Genomic DNA, 16006 nt, shown 5'->3' with positions numbered 1-16006 from the left:
TAAGGGCGCTTCGCAAGCCACATTTGGCGAGCGGTCATGCGATTTCGGGACAAGGCATCGAGCTCGTACCGAGGCGCGCCGTGATCAGGAACTCCACATTGCCCTCCGGTCCGGTGATAGGGCTGGTGGTAATGCCGATCACATCCCACCCCTGCCCGCCCACCCACGCGGAAACCTCGTCGCATACGCGGGCATGCACAGCCGGATCGCGCACTACCCCGCCTTTGCCGACCTCGGCTCGCCCTGCCTCGAACTGCGGCTTTATCAGCGCCACGAGATGTGCACCCGGCGCAGCGAAGGAAAGTGGACGCTCCAGCACCTTGGCGAGGCCGATGAAGCTCGCGTCGCAGACAATGATGTCGACAAGCTCGGGTATATGGTCGGCAGTGAGGATGCGTGCGCTGGTCTGCTCGTGCACGATGACGCGATTGTCGCTGCGCAGCTTCCATGCGAGCTGGTTCGTTCCGCTGTCCACGGCGTAGACCCTCGCCGCCCCCCGCGTCAGCAGTACATCGGTAAAGCCGCCCGTGGAGCTGCCCACGTCCATTGCCGTCAGGCCGGTCACGTCGATCGCGAAATGAGCTAGAGCATGGTCCAGTTTGAGCCCACCGCGAGACACCCAGGGATGGTCACGCCCTTTGAGCACGATGTCGGCATCAGTGGCCAGCATCTGTCCGGCCTTGGCGCCCGCCTTGCCCGCTACCAGAACCTGCCCCGCCATGATGAGGGCCTGCGCGCGGGTGCGGCTCTCGGCCATGCCTCGCTCCACAAGCAACTGATCGAGCCGCGCCTTTGCCATCAGCCCGCGACCAGCGCCGTCAGCGTCCCCGGCGTGAGCACCTGGGGGAGCACCTGTGGCGCGCGTGCACCCGGCGCATAATAGAGGTAGAGCGGCACACCCGCCCGCCCGTTCGCTTCCAGAAAGCGCGTGATCGCCGGATCAGCATTGGTCCAGTCGCCCACCATCCACTGTACCCCGGCCTTGTCGAATGCAGCGATGACATCGCTATTCGCCAACGCACCCGCCTCGTTCACCTTGCAGGTCAGGCACCAGTCGGCCGTGAAATACAGGAACACGGGCTTGCCGTTCGCGCGGAGGGCCGCGAGTTTTGCTTCGTCGAAGGCGGCGTGATCGCCGACGGCGCGGATCGGCGCATCCAGCACGGGCGGCACGGCCAGGGCTACGCTGCCCAATGCAAGACAGCCGATCAGGATCGCGGCTGCATGCGTGCCACTCCCGCGCCGCTGGCGTCGCCCGATCATCACGAGCAGCACGGCAGCGACGAACGCCAATATCAGCCCGAGAGCAAGACCCTGCTCGCCGGTCTGCCGCCAGAGCAGCCAAAGCAGCCCCGCCGCCGTCAGTCCCATAGGGATGGCGAGAATATGCTTCAGTCGGTTCATCCACGCACCGGGTTTCGGCAGGCGTGACCGCGCGGCTGGAATGAAGGCGATCAGCAGGAAGGGGGCCGCCAGCCCAAGCGCGAGTCCTGCGAAGACGAGCAGCGCGAGCGGCCAGGGCAGCACCAGCGCCGCGCCCATCGCTGCGCCAAGGAACGGCCCGGCGCAGGGCGTCGCCACGAAGGCTGCGAGCGCACCGGTCCAGAACGCGCCGGACAAGCCGCCCCGCGCCGCCCGCCCCTGACCGGCGTCGATAACGCCGAGCTCAAAGGCGCCCACAAGATTGAGCGTGATCGCGGTCATCAGCACCAGCAGAAGTGCGATGACGCCGGGATGCTGGAGCTGGAACGCCCAGCCGATCTCTTGCCCCGCCGCGCGGATCGCCAGCATCACTCCGCCCAGCGCCAGACATGTAACGAGAATGCCCGCAGTGTAGGCGATCGCGTCCAACCGCGCCTGTCTCTCGTCACCGCCTGCTTTGGTGAGGCTGAGCGCCTTGAGACTCAGAATGGGAAAGACGCACGGCATGATGTTGAGGATGAGACCGCCAAGGAACGCGCCAGCCAGCGTCAACAGCAGCGCGATCGGGTCGATGCCCCCTGATGTCCGGCCCCCGTCCACAGGCTCCCCACCTGCCGGCACGGCGCCGGGCGTTGCTGTCACCGCGAGCGCAAGGCCGGGCGAGACCGCGAGCACACCCTCGATCGGGCCGGTGATGGCCGCCCCCTCTGGGATACCGGTGTCGATCACCAGACGGTCGCCCACGCGCCGCACTGCCTGCGGCTCTGCATAGGCGATGCGGTCGCGACTGACCGCGTAGAACCATGGCTCGCGCGTCTCGCCCGTCGCCGGATAAGGCACGGAAATGGCAATGCGATTGCCAGTGATCGCATAGCTCGCCTGCTGGTCGAGCGGGCGAGGCAGCGCCGCACGCCAGCCGTCGAATCGCGCTCGAGTCGCGGGCGTCACGGCCCCCGTGCCGATCGTGAGCACTGTCGCGATTTCACCCTCTTCGGGCACGCACAGGCTATCCGTGCAAACCAGCCACCGGCCCTTCGCCTGTACGGGCAGCTTTGTGCCAGCCTTGAGGCCGGCCGGCACTTTTAGCTCCGTCAGCACGGCATAGTCATGCTCGAAGACATGGTTCATCAGCCCGGCGATCACGAGGCGCTGCGGCACCGGATAACGCAAGGAGCCCACGCCCGCACCCGCAGGCAGCGTCCAGTCGAGGTTCATGCCGGCGCCCGCATCGCCGGGATTCTGCCAATAGCCGTGCCAGCCCTTGTCCGGCTGCATCAGAATGGCGAGCGTCACGGTCGATCCTGCAGCCGGGGTGGCCGTCTCCGCGATCAGACTCGCGCGCATGTGGCGCTGACCTGTTCCGAAGGCGCCCTGAGCATGAGCAGGCGCGCCGACAAACAAGGTCGCCAGTGCCAATATTGTCATCAAAAGGCCATTGAGGCGATGCATGGCGCGGTCCTACAGTGGAGCGCCACGATCTAGGCGCGCGCCGCGCCACCACAAAGGGGAATTTCATGCATCGGCTGGGTCGTCGTCTTCTTGCTTCTCTCGCGCTTGTCGCAGCGCCCGCCGTTGCCCAGACTTCGCTTCGCCCCGAGCCTGTCCCCGCACCCGCTCCGGGCCGGCCTATCGGTCCGCCCAAATTGCTCGTCGTCATCTCGGTCGACCAGTTCTCGGCGGACCTTTTCAACGAGTATCGGCCTACCTTCACTGCGGGTATGGCCCGCCTCGCCCATGGCGTCGTTTTCCCCAAGGGCTTCCAGAGCCACGCCGCGACCGAGACCTGCCCCGGCCACTCGACCATCCTTACGGGCAATCGCCCCGGTCACACCGGCATCATCGCCAATAACTGGATCGATCAGTCCGTTACCCGGTCGGACAAGGTCGTCTATTGCTCGGAAGACCCGTCTGTCCCCGGCACGTCCTCAAGCGACTATGCGCCGTCCGTCCACTATCTGCGCGTACCGACGCTCGGCGGACGGATGAAAGCCGCCAATCCTGCGGCAAAAGTCATCTCGGTCGCGGGCAAGGATCGCGCCGCGATCATGATGGGCGGGCCGACGCTCGATCAAATCTGGTGGTGGGGCGGCAAGACCTTCACCAGTTATCGCGGCGTGCCCACCACCCCGCTGGTCGACAGGGTCAATGCGGGCGTTGCGCAACTATTCAATGCCGATCGCGCGGCGATGGATATTCCCGCCAACTGTATGCCCAAGAATCATGCCGTTCCGGTCAGTCCTACGAAAAGCGTGGGCAATGGTCATTTTGCGCGCAAGGGCGGCGATGCCCGCGCCTTCCGGGCCTCGCCGGAATTCGACGCGGCGATCCTGGCGCTCGCCCAGAGCCTTATCGAGGATCAGAAGCTGGGTCAGGGTTCAGCGACTGACCTCATTTCCATCGGCCTTTCCGCCACAGACTATGTCGGCCATGGCTTCGGCACCGAAGGCGCCGAAATGTGCATCCAGATGGCTAATCTGGATGCCAGCCTCGGCAGCTTCTTCGATCGTCTGGATGCGCTCGGCATCGACTATATGGTGACGCTGACTGCGGACCATGGCGGGCATGACCTGCCCGAGCGCAACCGGGAGAATGCGGCAGGCGATGCGGAGCGCGCAGCCCCTGCGCTTGCGCCAAAGGCTGTCAACGCGCTGCTGGCGAGCCAGACGGCCCTTTCCGGCGACGACTTGCTGCTGGCGGACGGAGCCTCCGGCGACATGTGGGTCAACAAGCGGCTGAAGCCCGCCGAGAAAGCGAAGCTGCTCGCTGCCGCCACGGCATTCTACAAGGAGCAGCGACAGGTCGCCGCGGTCTTCACGCACGCTGAACTCGCCGCTGCACCGGAGCCTTCAGGTCCGCCGGAGAGCTGGTCGCTTCTGGATGAGGCGAAGGCGAGCTTCGATCCCCAACGTTCCGGCGATCTGCTCGTGCTTCTGAAGCCGCGCGTCACCCCCATCATCAACCCTGACGGCAACAACTCGGTTGCGACGCATGGCAGCCCATGGGATTATGACCGGCGCGTGCCGATCCTCTTCTGGCGCAACGGACTGGTGCCGTTCGATCAGCCGCTCGGTGTCGAGACAGTGGACATCATGCCCACGCTTGCAGCGCAGATCGGCCTCGCGCTCCCGTCAACGGGCTATGACGGCAAATGCCTCGATCTGATCGCAGGCCCGCAGACAAGCTGCCCGGCGAAATAAGCCGCCATCAGCAGCGATCCTCCCCCATTGATCCACGCTTGCCTTAGCGGCCAGCGGGGATCATGCTGATCGGTAGCGGCGTCATCAGGGCGCCGCACTATAGGCAGAGGAGTTTCGCTGATGTCGCGCTCCAATCTCGTTGCCGTCCTGTCATTAGTCGCTCCGCTCACGCTCACTGGCTGTATGGAAACCATGCCAGGGCCTGAGCGTCCGCGCCCGCCTCAACGACCGGTGGCCTGCACCATGAACTATGCGCCGGTCTGCGCCATTCGCCGTGGGCAGCAGCGGACTTTCAGCAATTCCTGCCTCGCCCGGTCCGAGCGGTGGCGGATCATCTATGAGGGGCCGTGCCGGGAGCCACGCTGAAGCAGCCAGCCGGAAGGCGGATCAGCGCACCAACGACGCGAAGCTGGAGAAGAGCCGCCGTGTTTCCTCGCGCAGCGAATCGGGCAGGGCATCACGCAGTGCGTCCGCAGGGCCGAGGCCGGCAAGCGGGGTCGTGCGCGCGGCCATGAACCAGGCCCCGCACTCGCGCCCTTCGACTGTCTCGCGACGAACGACGACGACGCCGCTGTGGCGGGGATCGTCCTTTATGCGGCCCAGCCGTTCCTCTACGGCATCCTTATCGCCTTCAAGCAATTGCATGAAGTTGAAGCCATTATAAGCCAGCAGCCCCGTAATACCACGGGGCTCGTTCTTCTCAGCAGCTTCACCGGCGAGGGTCTCGAGTTGATCCGGCGCAAGAGGTGTAGTCGCCGTGCTCACATAAATAATCGAATGCAAATTCTGACCTTCTCAGCCGTCCGTTACGACTTGTTATCAAGCCCGGAAGACCGCGCATAGCTTTTTGGATGCAGCACGTCTTTAATGTCGATTAGTCGAGATTGGGCCGCAACCAGCGCTCCGCGGTAGCAATGTCCACACCGCGGCGCGCCGCATAATCCTCCAACTGGTCGCGCCCGATCCGCGCCACGCCGAAATAGCTTGCCTGCGGATGCGCGAAATAGAAGCCGCTCACCGCTGCGGTGGGCAACATGGCGAAGCTCTCCGTCAGTGTGATGTGCGCATTGTGTGTCGCATCCAGCAGATCGAAGAGGATGGGCTTGAGGCTATGGTCCGGGCAGGCGGGATAACCCGGCGCCGGGCGAATGCCGACATATTGCTCGCGGATCAGCGCTTCGTTGGTCATATTGTCTTCGTCGGCATAGCCCCACAGCTCGCGGCGAACATGCGCGTGGAGCCGCTCCGCGAAAGCCTCGGCCAGCCGATCGGCCAGCGCCTTCAGCAATATGTCCGAATAGTCGTCGTGGCGCGCACGGAAGCGAGCCAGATGCGGCTCGATGCCATGACCGGCAGAGACAGCGAACCCACCGATCCAGTCGCCGTCCGGGCTGATGAAGTCCGCGAGGCAGGAGTTGGCGCGGCCGCCTTCGCTCTGGGCGCGCTTGGCGATCTGCTGACGCAGGAACGGCAGGCGAACATGGCGCTCATCTTCCAGATAGATGACGACATCGTCCCCCTCGCGCGCGCAGGGCCACATGCCTGCGACACCCTTGGCGACCAGCCACTTCTCGTCGATGATTTGCTTGAGCATTGCCTGCGCGTCGGCGAACAGGCTGCGCGCGCTCTCGCCAACGACCTTGTCGTCGAGGATTGCAGGGTAAGTGCCTGCCAGTTCCCAGGCACGGAAGAAGGGCGTCCAGTCGATATATTCGGCAAGATCGGCAAGATCCCAGTCGGGGAAGACATGGACCCCCGGCTGCGCGGGCGCCGGCACCTTCATGCGCTCGTCCATGGCAAAGCCATTGTCACGCGCCTGCCCAATGGTCAGCAGCTCACTCTGTCCCTTGCCCGCGCGCGCGTCGCGGATCTTGGCATATTCTCCCGCCGTCTGCTCCACGAAGGGCGCTTTTTGCGTATCGGAGACGAGAGCCGTCGCCACGCCGACTGCGCGGCTCGCGTCGAGCACATGGACGACGGGGCCAGTATATTCCGGCTCGATCTTGAGTGCGGTGTGAACCTTGCTCGTCGTCGCGCCGCCGATCAACAGCGGCATGGACATGCCGGCGCGCTGCATTTCCTGCGCGACAGTCACCATCTCGTCGAGCGAGGGCGTGATGAGGCCCGAGAGGCCGATCATGTCCGCCTCATTTTCATTCGCGGCCTCCAGGATCGTCGACCAGGGCACCATCACGCCCAGATCGATGACCTCGAAGCCGTTGCACTGCATGACAACGCCGACGATGTTCTTGCCAATATCATGCACGTCGCCTTTCACGGTCGCCATGATGATGCGGCCCTTACCCTTGGAATCCGCCGCTTTCTCCGCCTCGATGTAGGGCAGGAGATGCGCGACCGCCTTCTTCATCACACGAGCGGACTTCACCACCTGCGGCAGGAACATCTTGCCGGAGCCGAACAGGTCTCCGACCACGTTCATGCCGTCCATCAGCGGCCCTTCGATCACTTCGATCGGCCGCCCGCCCCGCTGCTGCACGTCCAGCCGCGCTTCTTCGGTGTCCTCCACGACGTAGGCGTCGATGCCTTTGACCAGCGCATGTTCCAGCCGACGCGTTACGTCCCAGCTTCGCCATTCCTCCGCCTGCTTTTCCGCGACAGCGTCAGTGCCGCGAAACTTCTCGGCCAGTGTCACCAGTCGCTCGCCCGCGTCCGGATCGCGATTGAGGACCACGTCCTCGCAGGCGGTGCGCAGTTCCGGGTCGATCGTATCGTAGACGTCGAGCTGCCCCGCATTGACGATGCCCATGTCCATGCCTGCGGGAATGGCGTGATAGAGGAACACGCTGTGCATCGCGCGGCGCACCGGCTCATTGCCACGGAAGCTGAACGAGAGGTTGGAGAGACCGCCCGAGATATGCACGTGCGGGCAGCGCGCCTTGATCTCGCGACACGCCTCGATGAAGTCGACGCCGTAGTTGTTGTGCTCCTCGATGCCCGTCGCCACCGCGAACACATTGGGATCAAAGATGATATCTTCGGGCGGAAAGCCGATGCCGGTCAGCAGCTTGTAAGCGCGCTCGCAGATTTCGACCTTGCGGTCCTTGGTATCCGCCTGCCCGGTTTCGTCGAACGCCATGACGACCGCTGCGGCGCCATAGGCCATGCACTTGCGCGCATGATCCAGGAACTGTTCTTCGCCTTCCTTCATGCTGATCGAGTTGACGATTGGCTTGCCGGATACGCACTTGAGCCCGGCCTCGATCACGCTCCACTTGGAGCTGTCGATCATCACGGGTACGCGCGCAATGTCCGGCTCGGCCGTGATGAGCTTGAGGAAGCGGGTCATCGCTTCATGGGCGTCCAGCAGGCCCTCGTCCATGTTAACGTCGACGATCTGGGCGCCGTTTTCCACTTGCTCGCGCGCAATCTCGATCGCGGCGGCATAGTCGCCTGCCATGATGAGCTTTTTGAACTTGGCCGAACCAGTGACGTTGGTGCGTTCGCCGACATTGACGAAGCTGGCGCCTGTGGATTGTTGGGTCATATCCTGATCTCTACGTCCGTTCGGGCTGAGCCTGTCGAAGCCCAGTCTTTATTCTTCAAAGTGCAGCCCTTCGACATTGGCACGAGTCACGTGCCTCGTGCCAACAGGGCGAACGGAGGCGTTGTCTCCTCCGACGATTCAAGCCGCGATGTGCATCGGCTCGAGCCCCGCGAGGCGCGTCACCACCGGCACGTCCGGCACAACGCGCGGCTTTCCGCCCGAGAGCGCCCGCGCGATCGCGCCGATATGCCCCGGCGTCGTGCCACAGCAACCACCGACCATGTTGACCAGCCCTTCCCGCTCCCATTCCGCGATCAGCATCGCAGTGGTCTCGGGCAGTTCGTCATATTGGCCCAGTTCGTTGGGAAGGCCGGCATTGGGGTAAGCGAGGATCAGCGTGTCGGCCGCACGGGAGAGCTCCGCCAGATACGGCCGCAGCTTATCGGCACCGAACGCGCAGTTGACGCCGATGGTCAGCGGCTTGAGGTGCCTTAGCGAATACCAGAACGCATTGATGGTGTGGCCCGAGAGGTTCCGGCCGGACATGTCTGTGATGGTAAAGCTCATCATCAGCGGCACATCCCGCCCTGCCGCCGCTTCGGCCTCCCGCGCGGCAAGCCCTGCAGCCTTGGCGTTGAGCGTGTCGAAGCAGGTCTCGACCAGCAGCATGTCCACCCCGCCCTCGATCAGGGCATCGCATTGCGTGCGATACTCGTCTCTCAGCGTGTCGAAGTCGATCTCGCGGAATGCCGGATCATTGACCTTGGGGGAGATGGAAAGCGTCTTGTTGGTCGGACCGATCGCGCCGGCCACGAAGCGCCGCCGGCCATCCCTTGCCTGCGCCTTATCCGCGCTTTCCCGCGCCACGCGCGCAGCCGCCAGATTGATCTCGCGCACGAGATGCTCGCAGCCATAATCGGCCAACGCAATCCGGGTGGACGAGAAGCTGTTCGTCTCGATGATGTCCGCACCCGCATCCAGATAGGCATCATGAATGCCACCGATGATGTCCGGCCGCGTCAGGCACAGCAGATCGTTATTGCCTTTCTGGTCCGCTGCCAGATCCAGCGATCCGCGATAGTCGGCCTCAACCAGGCCGTGCCTCTGGATCGACGTGCCGTATCCGCCGTCGAAGATGAGGATGCGTTCCGCCGCCAGCGCGCGGATCGCCTCGGCCGTGTCGTTCGGTCCGCTCATGCGACCTTCTCCTTGGATGCGACGCCTTCTGTGGGGCGGAGGCCGAGCAGGTGGCAGACCGCGTAGCTCAGCTCCGATCGGTTGAGCGTGTAGAAATGGAAATGCCGCACGCCTTCCACGGTCAGCTGCTGGCACAGCTCGGCCGCGATGGTCGCCGCGACCATCTGGCGCGTGCCGGGGTGGCTATCCAGCCCCTCGAACAGGCTGTCCATCCAGCCTGGGATCGTAGCACCGCACTGGGCAGCGAACTTGCGGGTCTGCTTCACATTCGAGACCGGCAGGATGCCCGGCACGATCTCGGCAGTGATGCCGGCCGCTGCCGCCGCGTCGCGGAAGCGCAGCAGGCGCTCAACGTCGAAGAAAAACTGCGTAATTGCCCGCGTCGCGCCCGCATCGATCTTGCGCTTGAGATTGTCGATATCGGCCTGCGCGCTCGCCGACTCCGGGTGTATTTCCGGATAGGCTGCTACGCTGATCTCGAACGGGTGCCGTTTGGTGAGCCCTGCCACCAGTTCGGCGGCATTGGCATAGCCCTGCGGATGCGCACTGTAGCTGCCGTCCACCCCCTGCCCGTCACCACGCAGCGCGACGATATGCCGAACGCCCGCTTCCCAGAAGCTGTCCGCCACTGCATCGACTTCATCGCGGCTGGCCGAAACACAGGTAAGATGGGCCGCGACCGGCGCACCGCGTTTGGCCAGCGCCGAGACCGCACCCAGCGTCCGCTCACGGGTCGTGCCGCCCGCGCCATAGGTCACGGAGACGAAGCTGGGATCGAGCGGTTCGAGCGCGTCGAACGTCGCCCAGAACTGCGCCGTTGCCTCGTCCGTCTTGGGCGGGAAGAACTCGAAGGACACCTTCGTGTCGCCAGGAAGATCGGCAAAAAGAGACGGCCGCAGACCCGGACCGAAAGCATAGGTCATCGTGCTGACGCCCTTGTTGATGTTGTGGACAGGATAATCACTTGCTCTTGATCTGCCTTATCCGCGCGCCCCGGCGCCGGCCAAGCCAGAGTTTCACGGTCAGCTCGCCGCCCTCCAGCGCGCGGGTCTCGATAAGGTCGATTCCCGCCGCGCGATACCAGCTTTCGATTTGCGCGTCGGAAAAACCGAGCCGCGCGTGGGCATTGAGCTGGCGCAGCTCCTCGCGCTCATGCGCGGCAAAGTCGGCGATCAGCAGCCGTCCGTCCTCTGCCAGCACCCGCGCCACATCGGCAATCACGCGCTCGGGCTCCTGCGCATAGTGCAGCACCTGATGAAGCAGCGCCGTATCGACCGACGCATCTTCCACCGGCAGATCGTAGAAATCGCCGATCTGAAAACGCACCTTTTCCGCGAGCGCTTCGGGCGTCTTGGCACGGGCCAGCCTCAGCATATCCGGGCTGCGATCGACCGCCATGACTTGGCTGGCCTTGTTCGCGAAGAGCGTCGCCATCCGGCCCGTCCCGGTGCCGATGTCCAGCAGTGCGCCGAGGGGCGTGTCCGCCAACATCGCCGCCATGGCCTGCTCGACCTCCGCCTCCGGCGCGTGAAGCGACCGGATCGCGTCCCAATGCTCGGCATGCGTGGCGAAATAATCCTCCGCCGCCCGTGCTCGCTCGGCCCGGATTGCGGCAAGACGGGCGCGGTCCGCCTCAATCCACAACAACTCGGCCGGATCGCGCGGAGCGACATCCAGCAGGCGGCCAAGCGCCCGCTCGGTCTCGTCCCGGCGAAGCGTCAGGAACACCCAGCTCCCCTCCCGCCGCCGCTCGACAAGGCCGCTATCCACAAGAATCCGGATGTGCCGTGAGACACGCGGCTGGCTCTGCCCGACCACGACGGCGATCTCGCCGACCGCCAGTTCCATCTCGCGCAGCAAGTGCACGACGCGCAGTCGCGTCGGATCGCCGAGCGCCCGAAACAGATCAATCTGGCTGAAAATCGTCATTGCCTCTTCATATAAAGATTCCTTTATATCCGTCAATCATGCATCGCGCGCAACGGCTCCGTCTGCGTCAAGCAGCGGGCATGATGAAGACGATATGTTGCAGTGCGGCCGGCAGGGATTGCCTTGGAATTAACTAGACTATACGATTTGCGCGCAGGCTCCCCGGGGTCCCTTTCCTCGAACCGCCTGCCGGTTTAGCAAAATAGGGGGTTTGCCCATGAAGAAGTCTCTTGCCTTTTCGTTCGTCGTTGCAGCTTCGCTCGGCCTTGCAGCTTGCGGTTCCAACGAGACCAACAACGCCGCAAACGACGCGATGAACGCCGCGAATGACGCTGCCAATGCAGCCGACAATGCCATGAACGCCGCCGGCAACGCCATGAACGCTGCGGGCAACGCGATGGACAACGCCAGCAATTCTGTCGACAACGCTCTCTGAGCGGTTCGCGCATCCCAGGCGGGTGCGAGACATGAAAGGGGCTGCTTCTCTCAGGAGAAGTGGCCCCTTTTCCTATGCGCGACTGCTGGAGCAGTCCCGGATGTCAGGCGAAGACCCAGCGCCGGTTGAGCACGAAGACGAGAGCAGGCGTCGCCACCGCCATGAACGGGATCGGCGCCCAGAGCGGCCATCCGAGCAGGTCCGTCGTAAGCCATACCCAGCCCGCGTTGAGCGCCAGGCTGGCGAGCGACACCGCGAAGAAGCGCGCCGCGCGATGCAGCGGCCGATCGCGTCCGCCATGACCTCGAAAGGACCAGCGCCCGTGGAGGACGAAGCCGCTCGCGACGGCAATACCATATCCCGCCAGATTAGCCAGCTGGGGATGCACGCCTGCATGGCGGGCCAGCAGCCAATAGGTCGCCGCTTGCAAAGCAGTCACGAACCCGCCGACGAGCCCATAGCGCAGCACCTGCGCCAGAAGCGGCCAACGCCGCTCTGCATCCTGCAGCGTGGATAAAATCAGCATCGCGTCGATCAAGGCCCCCGGATCATGCCGCGTCGAACAAGCGCGCTCTGAACTTGCGCTTTGCCGACGCCAGGCTAATCCCCTAGCTGATGCTTTCCCGCCTCGACAACTTTTCCCGCTCGCGCCCCGGCCGCCTCGTCGCGCTGCTCAATCGCTGGGCGCATCGCGAGTGGCACTGGATCGTCGCGATTGCCTGGCTCATCATCTGCGCGGTCTATCTGCAGCGCTTTGGCAGCGCGATGCATTACATGGCGCTGGGCGATACCGACGATAATATGCGCTATCTGCAAGTGCGGGACTGGCTGAACGGCCAGAGCTGGTGGGATCTCACCCAGCACCGCATGAACCCGCCGCAGGGCGCGAACATCCACTGGAGCCGCCTCGTCGATCTGCCGATCGCCGGCTTGATGCTGTTTTTCCGTTTTTTTGTGAGCGACGTGCGTGCAGATCAGCTGGCGCTCGGCGTCGCACCGCTGCTGCCGCTGCTGCCGCTCATGCTCTCGCTCGCTTTTCTGGCGCGCCGTCTCGCCAGCGGGGGGCATGCCTGGTTCATTGCCATGCTGCTGCCGCTCGGCGCGGAAATGGGCCTCTCCATGTTCATGCCAATGCGGGTCGATCATCATGGCTGGCAGCTCACGCTCACCAGCGTCGCGCTTGCCGGTCTGGTCGATCGCAAATGGGTGCGCGGTGGTGTCGTCGCCGGTGTCGCAAGCGCCGCATCAGTGGCGATCGGCATGGAAATGCTCGTCTATCTGGCCGGTGCGGGCGCGCTTGTCGCGCTGCGATGGATCTTCAAGGACGGCGCTGAACGGCGGATGCGCCCATATGCGCTGAGCCTGGGTGGCACAACCGCGATCGGCTATGCCGCGTTCGCCAGCAACGCCAATCGACTACCGATGTGCGATGCGCTGTCTCCGGTGTGGACCAGCATCCTCACGCTTGCCGCTGGTGTCCTCTTCGCGCTGACGCTTCTGCCGGTGCGCGGCTGGCCGCAGCGCTTTGCCGCCGCTGCGGTCGGTGGCGCGATCGTCCTCGGTTTCGCCTGGATAAGCTGGCCGCAATGCCTGACCGGCGCCTATCAGCTTTCGCCAGAGCTTCAGAACAAGTGGCTCATCTACATCCGCGAGGCCAAGCCCATCTATGTGCAGGCACACACCACGTGGGTGCCGGTGATGGCAATCCCGGCTGCGGGCATGCTTTGCGCCCTTGCGGGATGCTGGGCGGTCCGGCGGGATATCGAGCGGCTCTGGGCCTGGGGCACGGTCGCACTGATGATCGCCTTCTCGATCGGCCTATGCTTCTGGCAGATCAGGGCGGGACCGGCCGCGCAGCTCCTTGCCATCGCGCCGCTTGCCTGCGCGCTCTGGGCGTTCATCGTCTGGCTCTTCGCCGGACCGGGCATCTGGCGGCGCCTGGTCGCCATCCCTGGCCTTGCGTTGCTGGGTTCGGCGGCAAGCGCCTACCCGCTCTACCCCAAGGCCGTCGGCTATTGGCGGACCACCGTCGCCAACTGGATCGACGATGAGGAAGAGGAGGAAGAGGAGAGCCGCGAGGCCTCACGGCGGCTCACAGCCACGTCAGCAGCCTTGCCGCCTCGCCGCGTCGCTACAGCCTCATCCACCCAGCGCAAGGGAAGCGCGACCACGTCCGCTTCCGTCTCCGCCGCGTCGAATGCCGCCCAGTCCAAACCCAAGCCCAGCCCTGCGGGTTCGGCGAGCGGACGATGCCGCTCGCAGCCAGCGCTCGCCGCGCTCGACGAACTGCCCCCTGCCACGATCTTCACCATGGTCGATCTCGGCCCGCGCCTTATTGCGATAACTCATCATCGCGCAATTGCCGGCCCTTATCATCGCAATGAAAAGGCGATCCTCGACGTTCACCACGCGATGGACGGCGCGCCGGAGAATTTCCGGGCAATCGCCGCAGCGCATGGCGCGACCTACCTGCTCGTTTGCCCCGGTTTCCCGGAAGGAACCATCTATCAGCAGCGCAGCCCCAAGGGCTTCTATGCCCGCATGATGCGGGACGAGACGTTCCCGTTCCTCAGCCCCGTGAAGCTGAACTTCCCGACCGTCCTGCCATTCCAGCTCTATCGCATCACGCCGATGGATGCAGGCAAGGGAGCCTCACAGGCAGGGAAGTAACGCGCGGCAGCACCTTATTGGCGGAGCTTGAGGTGCCACCCGACATTGACACGCCACGCCTTTTCGAGTCCGCCATAAGGCGCTTCGATCGCCCGTGCGCCTTCCACGAAAAAGCTCGCCCGCGTGGCATAGTTCAGCCGGACACCGCCGCCAGCGGATGCCAGATCGTAGCGGGCACCAAGGAACCCCGTCCGCGCTAACACCTTGATCCGGGCGGCATCCACGAAGCCATAGACTTCCGACCCGGTGAATTTTTGAGGAAGGCCGGGTCTCACCGCCACTTCCAGTGAGGCGGCAGCGCCACGATCGCCGCTCAGCAAGGCGGTCTCGAAGGCCCGCCCGAATTCCGGCCCGCCGACCGCCAGCCGCTCGCTGCCCGGCAACCGATCCTGAGTATATTGGCCGACCATGCGCAGCCGACCAACGACGCGCTTGCCGAACACCCGGTCATAACCCGCCCGCCCAGTGACCCGGAAAAAGGTCGCGTCCGAAAAGCCAGCCATTGCCCGCGCACCCAGCGCATCGACGCCCTTATTGGCAAGGACACTGGCCGAAACACTGTCTCGCTTGCCCGTGGCGGAATAGCTCACAGCCCCGCGAAGCACGCGGATATGGTCGGACGAGATGACCGAGCCAAGCAGGGCAGCATCGCTGTTCAGGCCGTCAAAGCCCGCGCTGACGATGAGGTTGCGCTTGTAACCGCGAATGACGGGGTAGCTTAGCGTCACACCGGCGGTTCGCGCCTCGCCGGTGATCGGTTGGCCCTGAAAGCGCGTCTCCAGCGCCGAGGCCGAAAGGCCAAGCGTCAGGCCATCGCTGCCGATCGGTGTCTGATGACTGAGGCCGGCATAGCGATAGCGCTTGAGATCCGCGGCAGCGAGCAGCGTGAGATCCGTGCGGTCGCCGTCGCGCAACAGGCTATATCCCTGCGCCCCTGCCCGCCACTGGCCGTTGCCGAGGCCGCGCTGGGTGCGGTTATCGAAGCCGAAACTGAAGTCGCTGTGTTCGCGCTTGGGCGTGATGGAAAGGTTGACGCCTCCCGCCTGCTTTCCGCGCAGCAGGGCCACGTCGATCTTCGCGCCCGGAATGTCCCGCATGAGTGTGAGATAGCGCTCGAGCGAGCGCCGGGTGAGCGGCTGCTCCGCCTTCAGCCGCTCCGCATAAGCACGGACGAGGGGACTGGCGCCCTCGGGATAGATGATATCCTCGACGAACCCCTCCGCGAGGCGCACGCGGACAAGCCCGGTGGAAAGATCCTGCTGCGGGATCGCGACGGTATAGAGCGCGATGCCGCTGCGGGCATAGGCATCCGATATGGCCTTTGCGAGGCTGCCAAGGATTTCGCGGGACGCACTCTGCCCGATGAAGCCACGCGCAGCCTCCGCGACGCGCTCCGGCGCCTCTGCACCCAGAAACTCGATCCGCTGGATCGGGGCACCCGCCTCGCCGGCGTCCACGTCGATCAGCGCATTTTGGCTGGGTGGAGGTGCCGGCTTTGGCGTTTCGGGTTGGGGCACGGGAGTTCCCTGTTCGATCAGGGAGGGCGCGAGTGGCCCGACAGCAGGTTGCGCTGCCAGCAGCAGCGGCATCAAGGCGGATGGATTCATAGAATGGCGCTTTCTTGAGAGCGATCGCCACGGGAGGACGGGG

The 16006-nt window shown here is 64.5% G+C and carries 12 protein-coding genes; 3 read left to right on the top strand and 9 right to left on the bottom strand.

Annotated elements, in window-relative coordinates; all coding sequences use genetic code 11:
* Positions 1 to 34: 34 nt before the first annotated feature.
* A complete protein-coding gene (locus tag ACNAOH_RS12245) occupies positions 35 to 799 on the bottom strand; it encodes a TlyA family RNA methyltransferase (RefSeq protein WP_443970443.1) in 765 nt (254 codons plus the stop codon).
* Positions 799 to 2871 (bottom strand): protein-disulfide reductase DsbD family protein, encoded by a 2073-nt coding sequence (locus ACNAOH_RS12240; RefSeq protein WP_443970442.1) that lies wholly within the window; start codon positions 2869 to 2871, stop codon positions 799 to 801. Before ACNAOH_RS12240 ends, ACNAOH_RS12245 begins: the two co-directional genes overlap by 1 nt.
* Before the next feature lie 74 nt (positions 2872 to 2945).
* Between ACNAOH_RS12240 and ACNAOH_RS12235 the strand changes: the two genes are divergently transcribed.
* Positions 2946 to 4619 carry an alkaline phosphatase family protein gene (locus tag ACNAOH_RS12235; protein ID WP_443972133.1) on the top strand — a complete coding sequence of 558 codons (1674 nt, stop codon included), beginning with the start codon at positions 2946 to 2948 and terminating at the stop codon, positions 4617 to 4619.
* A 387-nt stretch (positions 4620 to 5006) separates the two neighbouring features.
* On the opposite strand, the gene ACNAOH_RS12230 is transcribed toward ACNAOH_RS12235, so the two are convergent.
* The 5 genes from ACNAOH_RS12230 to ACNAOH_RS12210 form a co-directional block, all read right to left on the bottom strand.
* Entirely contained in the window at positions 5007 to 5402 is a 396-nt protein-coding gene (locus ACNAOH_RS12230) for a BLUF domain-containing protein (RefSeq protein WP_443970441.1), read from the bottom strand.
* A 91-nt stretch (positions 5403 to 5493) separates the two neighbouring features.
* Entirely contained in the window at positions 5494 to 8124 is a 2631-nt protein-coding gene (gene metH / locus ACNAOH_RS12225; RefSeq protein WP_443970440.1) for a methionine synthase, read from the bottom strand.
* A gap of 138 nt (positions 8125 to 8262) precedes the next feature.
* Positions 8263 to 9321 (bottom strand): homocysteine S-methyltransferase family protein, encoded by a 1059-nt coding sequence (locus ACNAOH_RS12220; protein WP_443970439.1) that lies wholly within the window; start codon positions 9319 to 9321, stop codon positions 8263 to 8265.
* The gene (metF, locus tag ACNAOH_RS12215) at positions 9318 to 10244 is read right to left on the bottom strand and encodes a methylenetetrahydrofolate reductase [NAD(P)H] (protein ID WP_443970438.1); all 927 of its coding nucleotides are present in this window, start codon (positions 10242 to 10244) and stop codon (positions 9318 to 9320) included. The genes ACNAOH_RS12220 and metF overlap by 4 nt, the downstream gene beginning before the upstream one ends.
* 37 nt (positions 10245 to 10281) lie before the next feature.
* Positions 10282 to 11244 carry an ArsR/SmtB family transcription factor gene (locus ACNAOH_RS12210; RefSeq protein ID WP_443972132.1) on the bottom strand — a complete coding sequence of 321 codons (963 nt, stop codon included), beginning with the start codon at positions 11242 to 11244 and terminating at the stop codon, positions 10282 to 10284.
* 223 nt (positions 11245 to 11467) lie between these two features.
* Between ACNAOH_RS12210 and ACNAOH_RS12205 the strand changes: the two genes are divergently transcribed.
* Positions 11468 to 11686 (top strand): circumsporozoite protein, encoded by a 219-nt coding sequence (locus ACNAOH_RS12205; RefSeq protein WP_443970437.1) that lies wholly within the window; start codon positions 11468 to 11470, stop codon positions 11684 to 11686.
* A 103-nt stretch (positions 11687 to 11789) separates the two neighbouring features.
* Here the strand turns inward: ACNAOH_RS12205 and ACNAOH_RS12200 are convergent, their stop codons facing one another.
* On the bottom strand, positions 11790 to 12224 hold the full coding sequence (locus ACNAOH_RS12200; RefSeq protein WP_443970436.1) for a GtrA family protein: 435 nt from the start codon (positions 12222 to 12224) through the stop codon (positions 11790 to 11792).
* Positions 12225 to 12301: 77 nt separating this feature from the next.
* Between ACNAOH_RS12200 and ACNAOH_RS12195 the strand changes: the two genes are divergently transcribed.
* A complete protein-coding gene (locus tag ACNAOH_RS12195; RefSeq protein WP_443970435.1) occupies positions 12302 to 14356 on the top strand; it encodes a hypothetical protein in 2055 nt (684 codons plus the stop codon).
* Positions 14357 to 14370: 14 nt separating this feature from the next.
* On the opposite strand, the gene ACNAOH_RS12190 is transcribed toward ACNAOH_RS12195, so the two are convergent.
* On the bottom strand, positions 14371 to 15963 hold the full coding sequence (locus ACNAOH_RS12190) for a ShlB/FhaC/HecB family hemolysin secretion/activation protein (protein WP_443970434.1): 1593 nt from the start codon (positions 15961 to 15963) through the stop codon (positions 14371 to 14373).
* Between the last annotated feature and the right edge of the window lie 43 nt (positions 15964 to 16006).

It is taken from the genome of Sphingobium sp. CR28, assembly GCF_052327305.1.
GTDB lineage: Bacteria > Pseudomonadota > Alphaproteobacteria > Sphingomonadales > Sphingomonadaceae > Sphingobium.
Note: the sequence above shows the minus strand (reverse complement) of the source record. Positions and strands in the feature narration are given on the sequence as shown.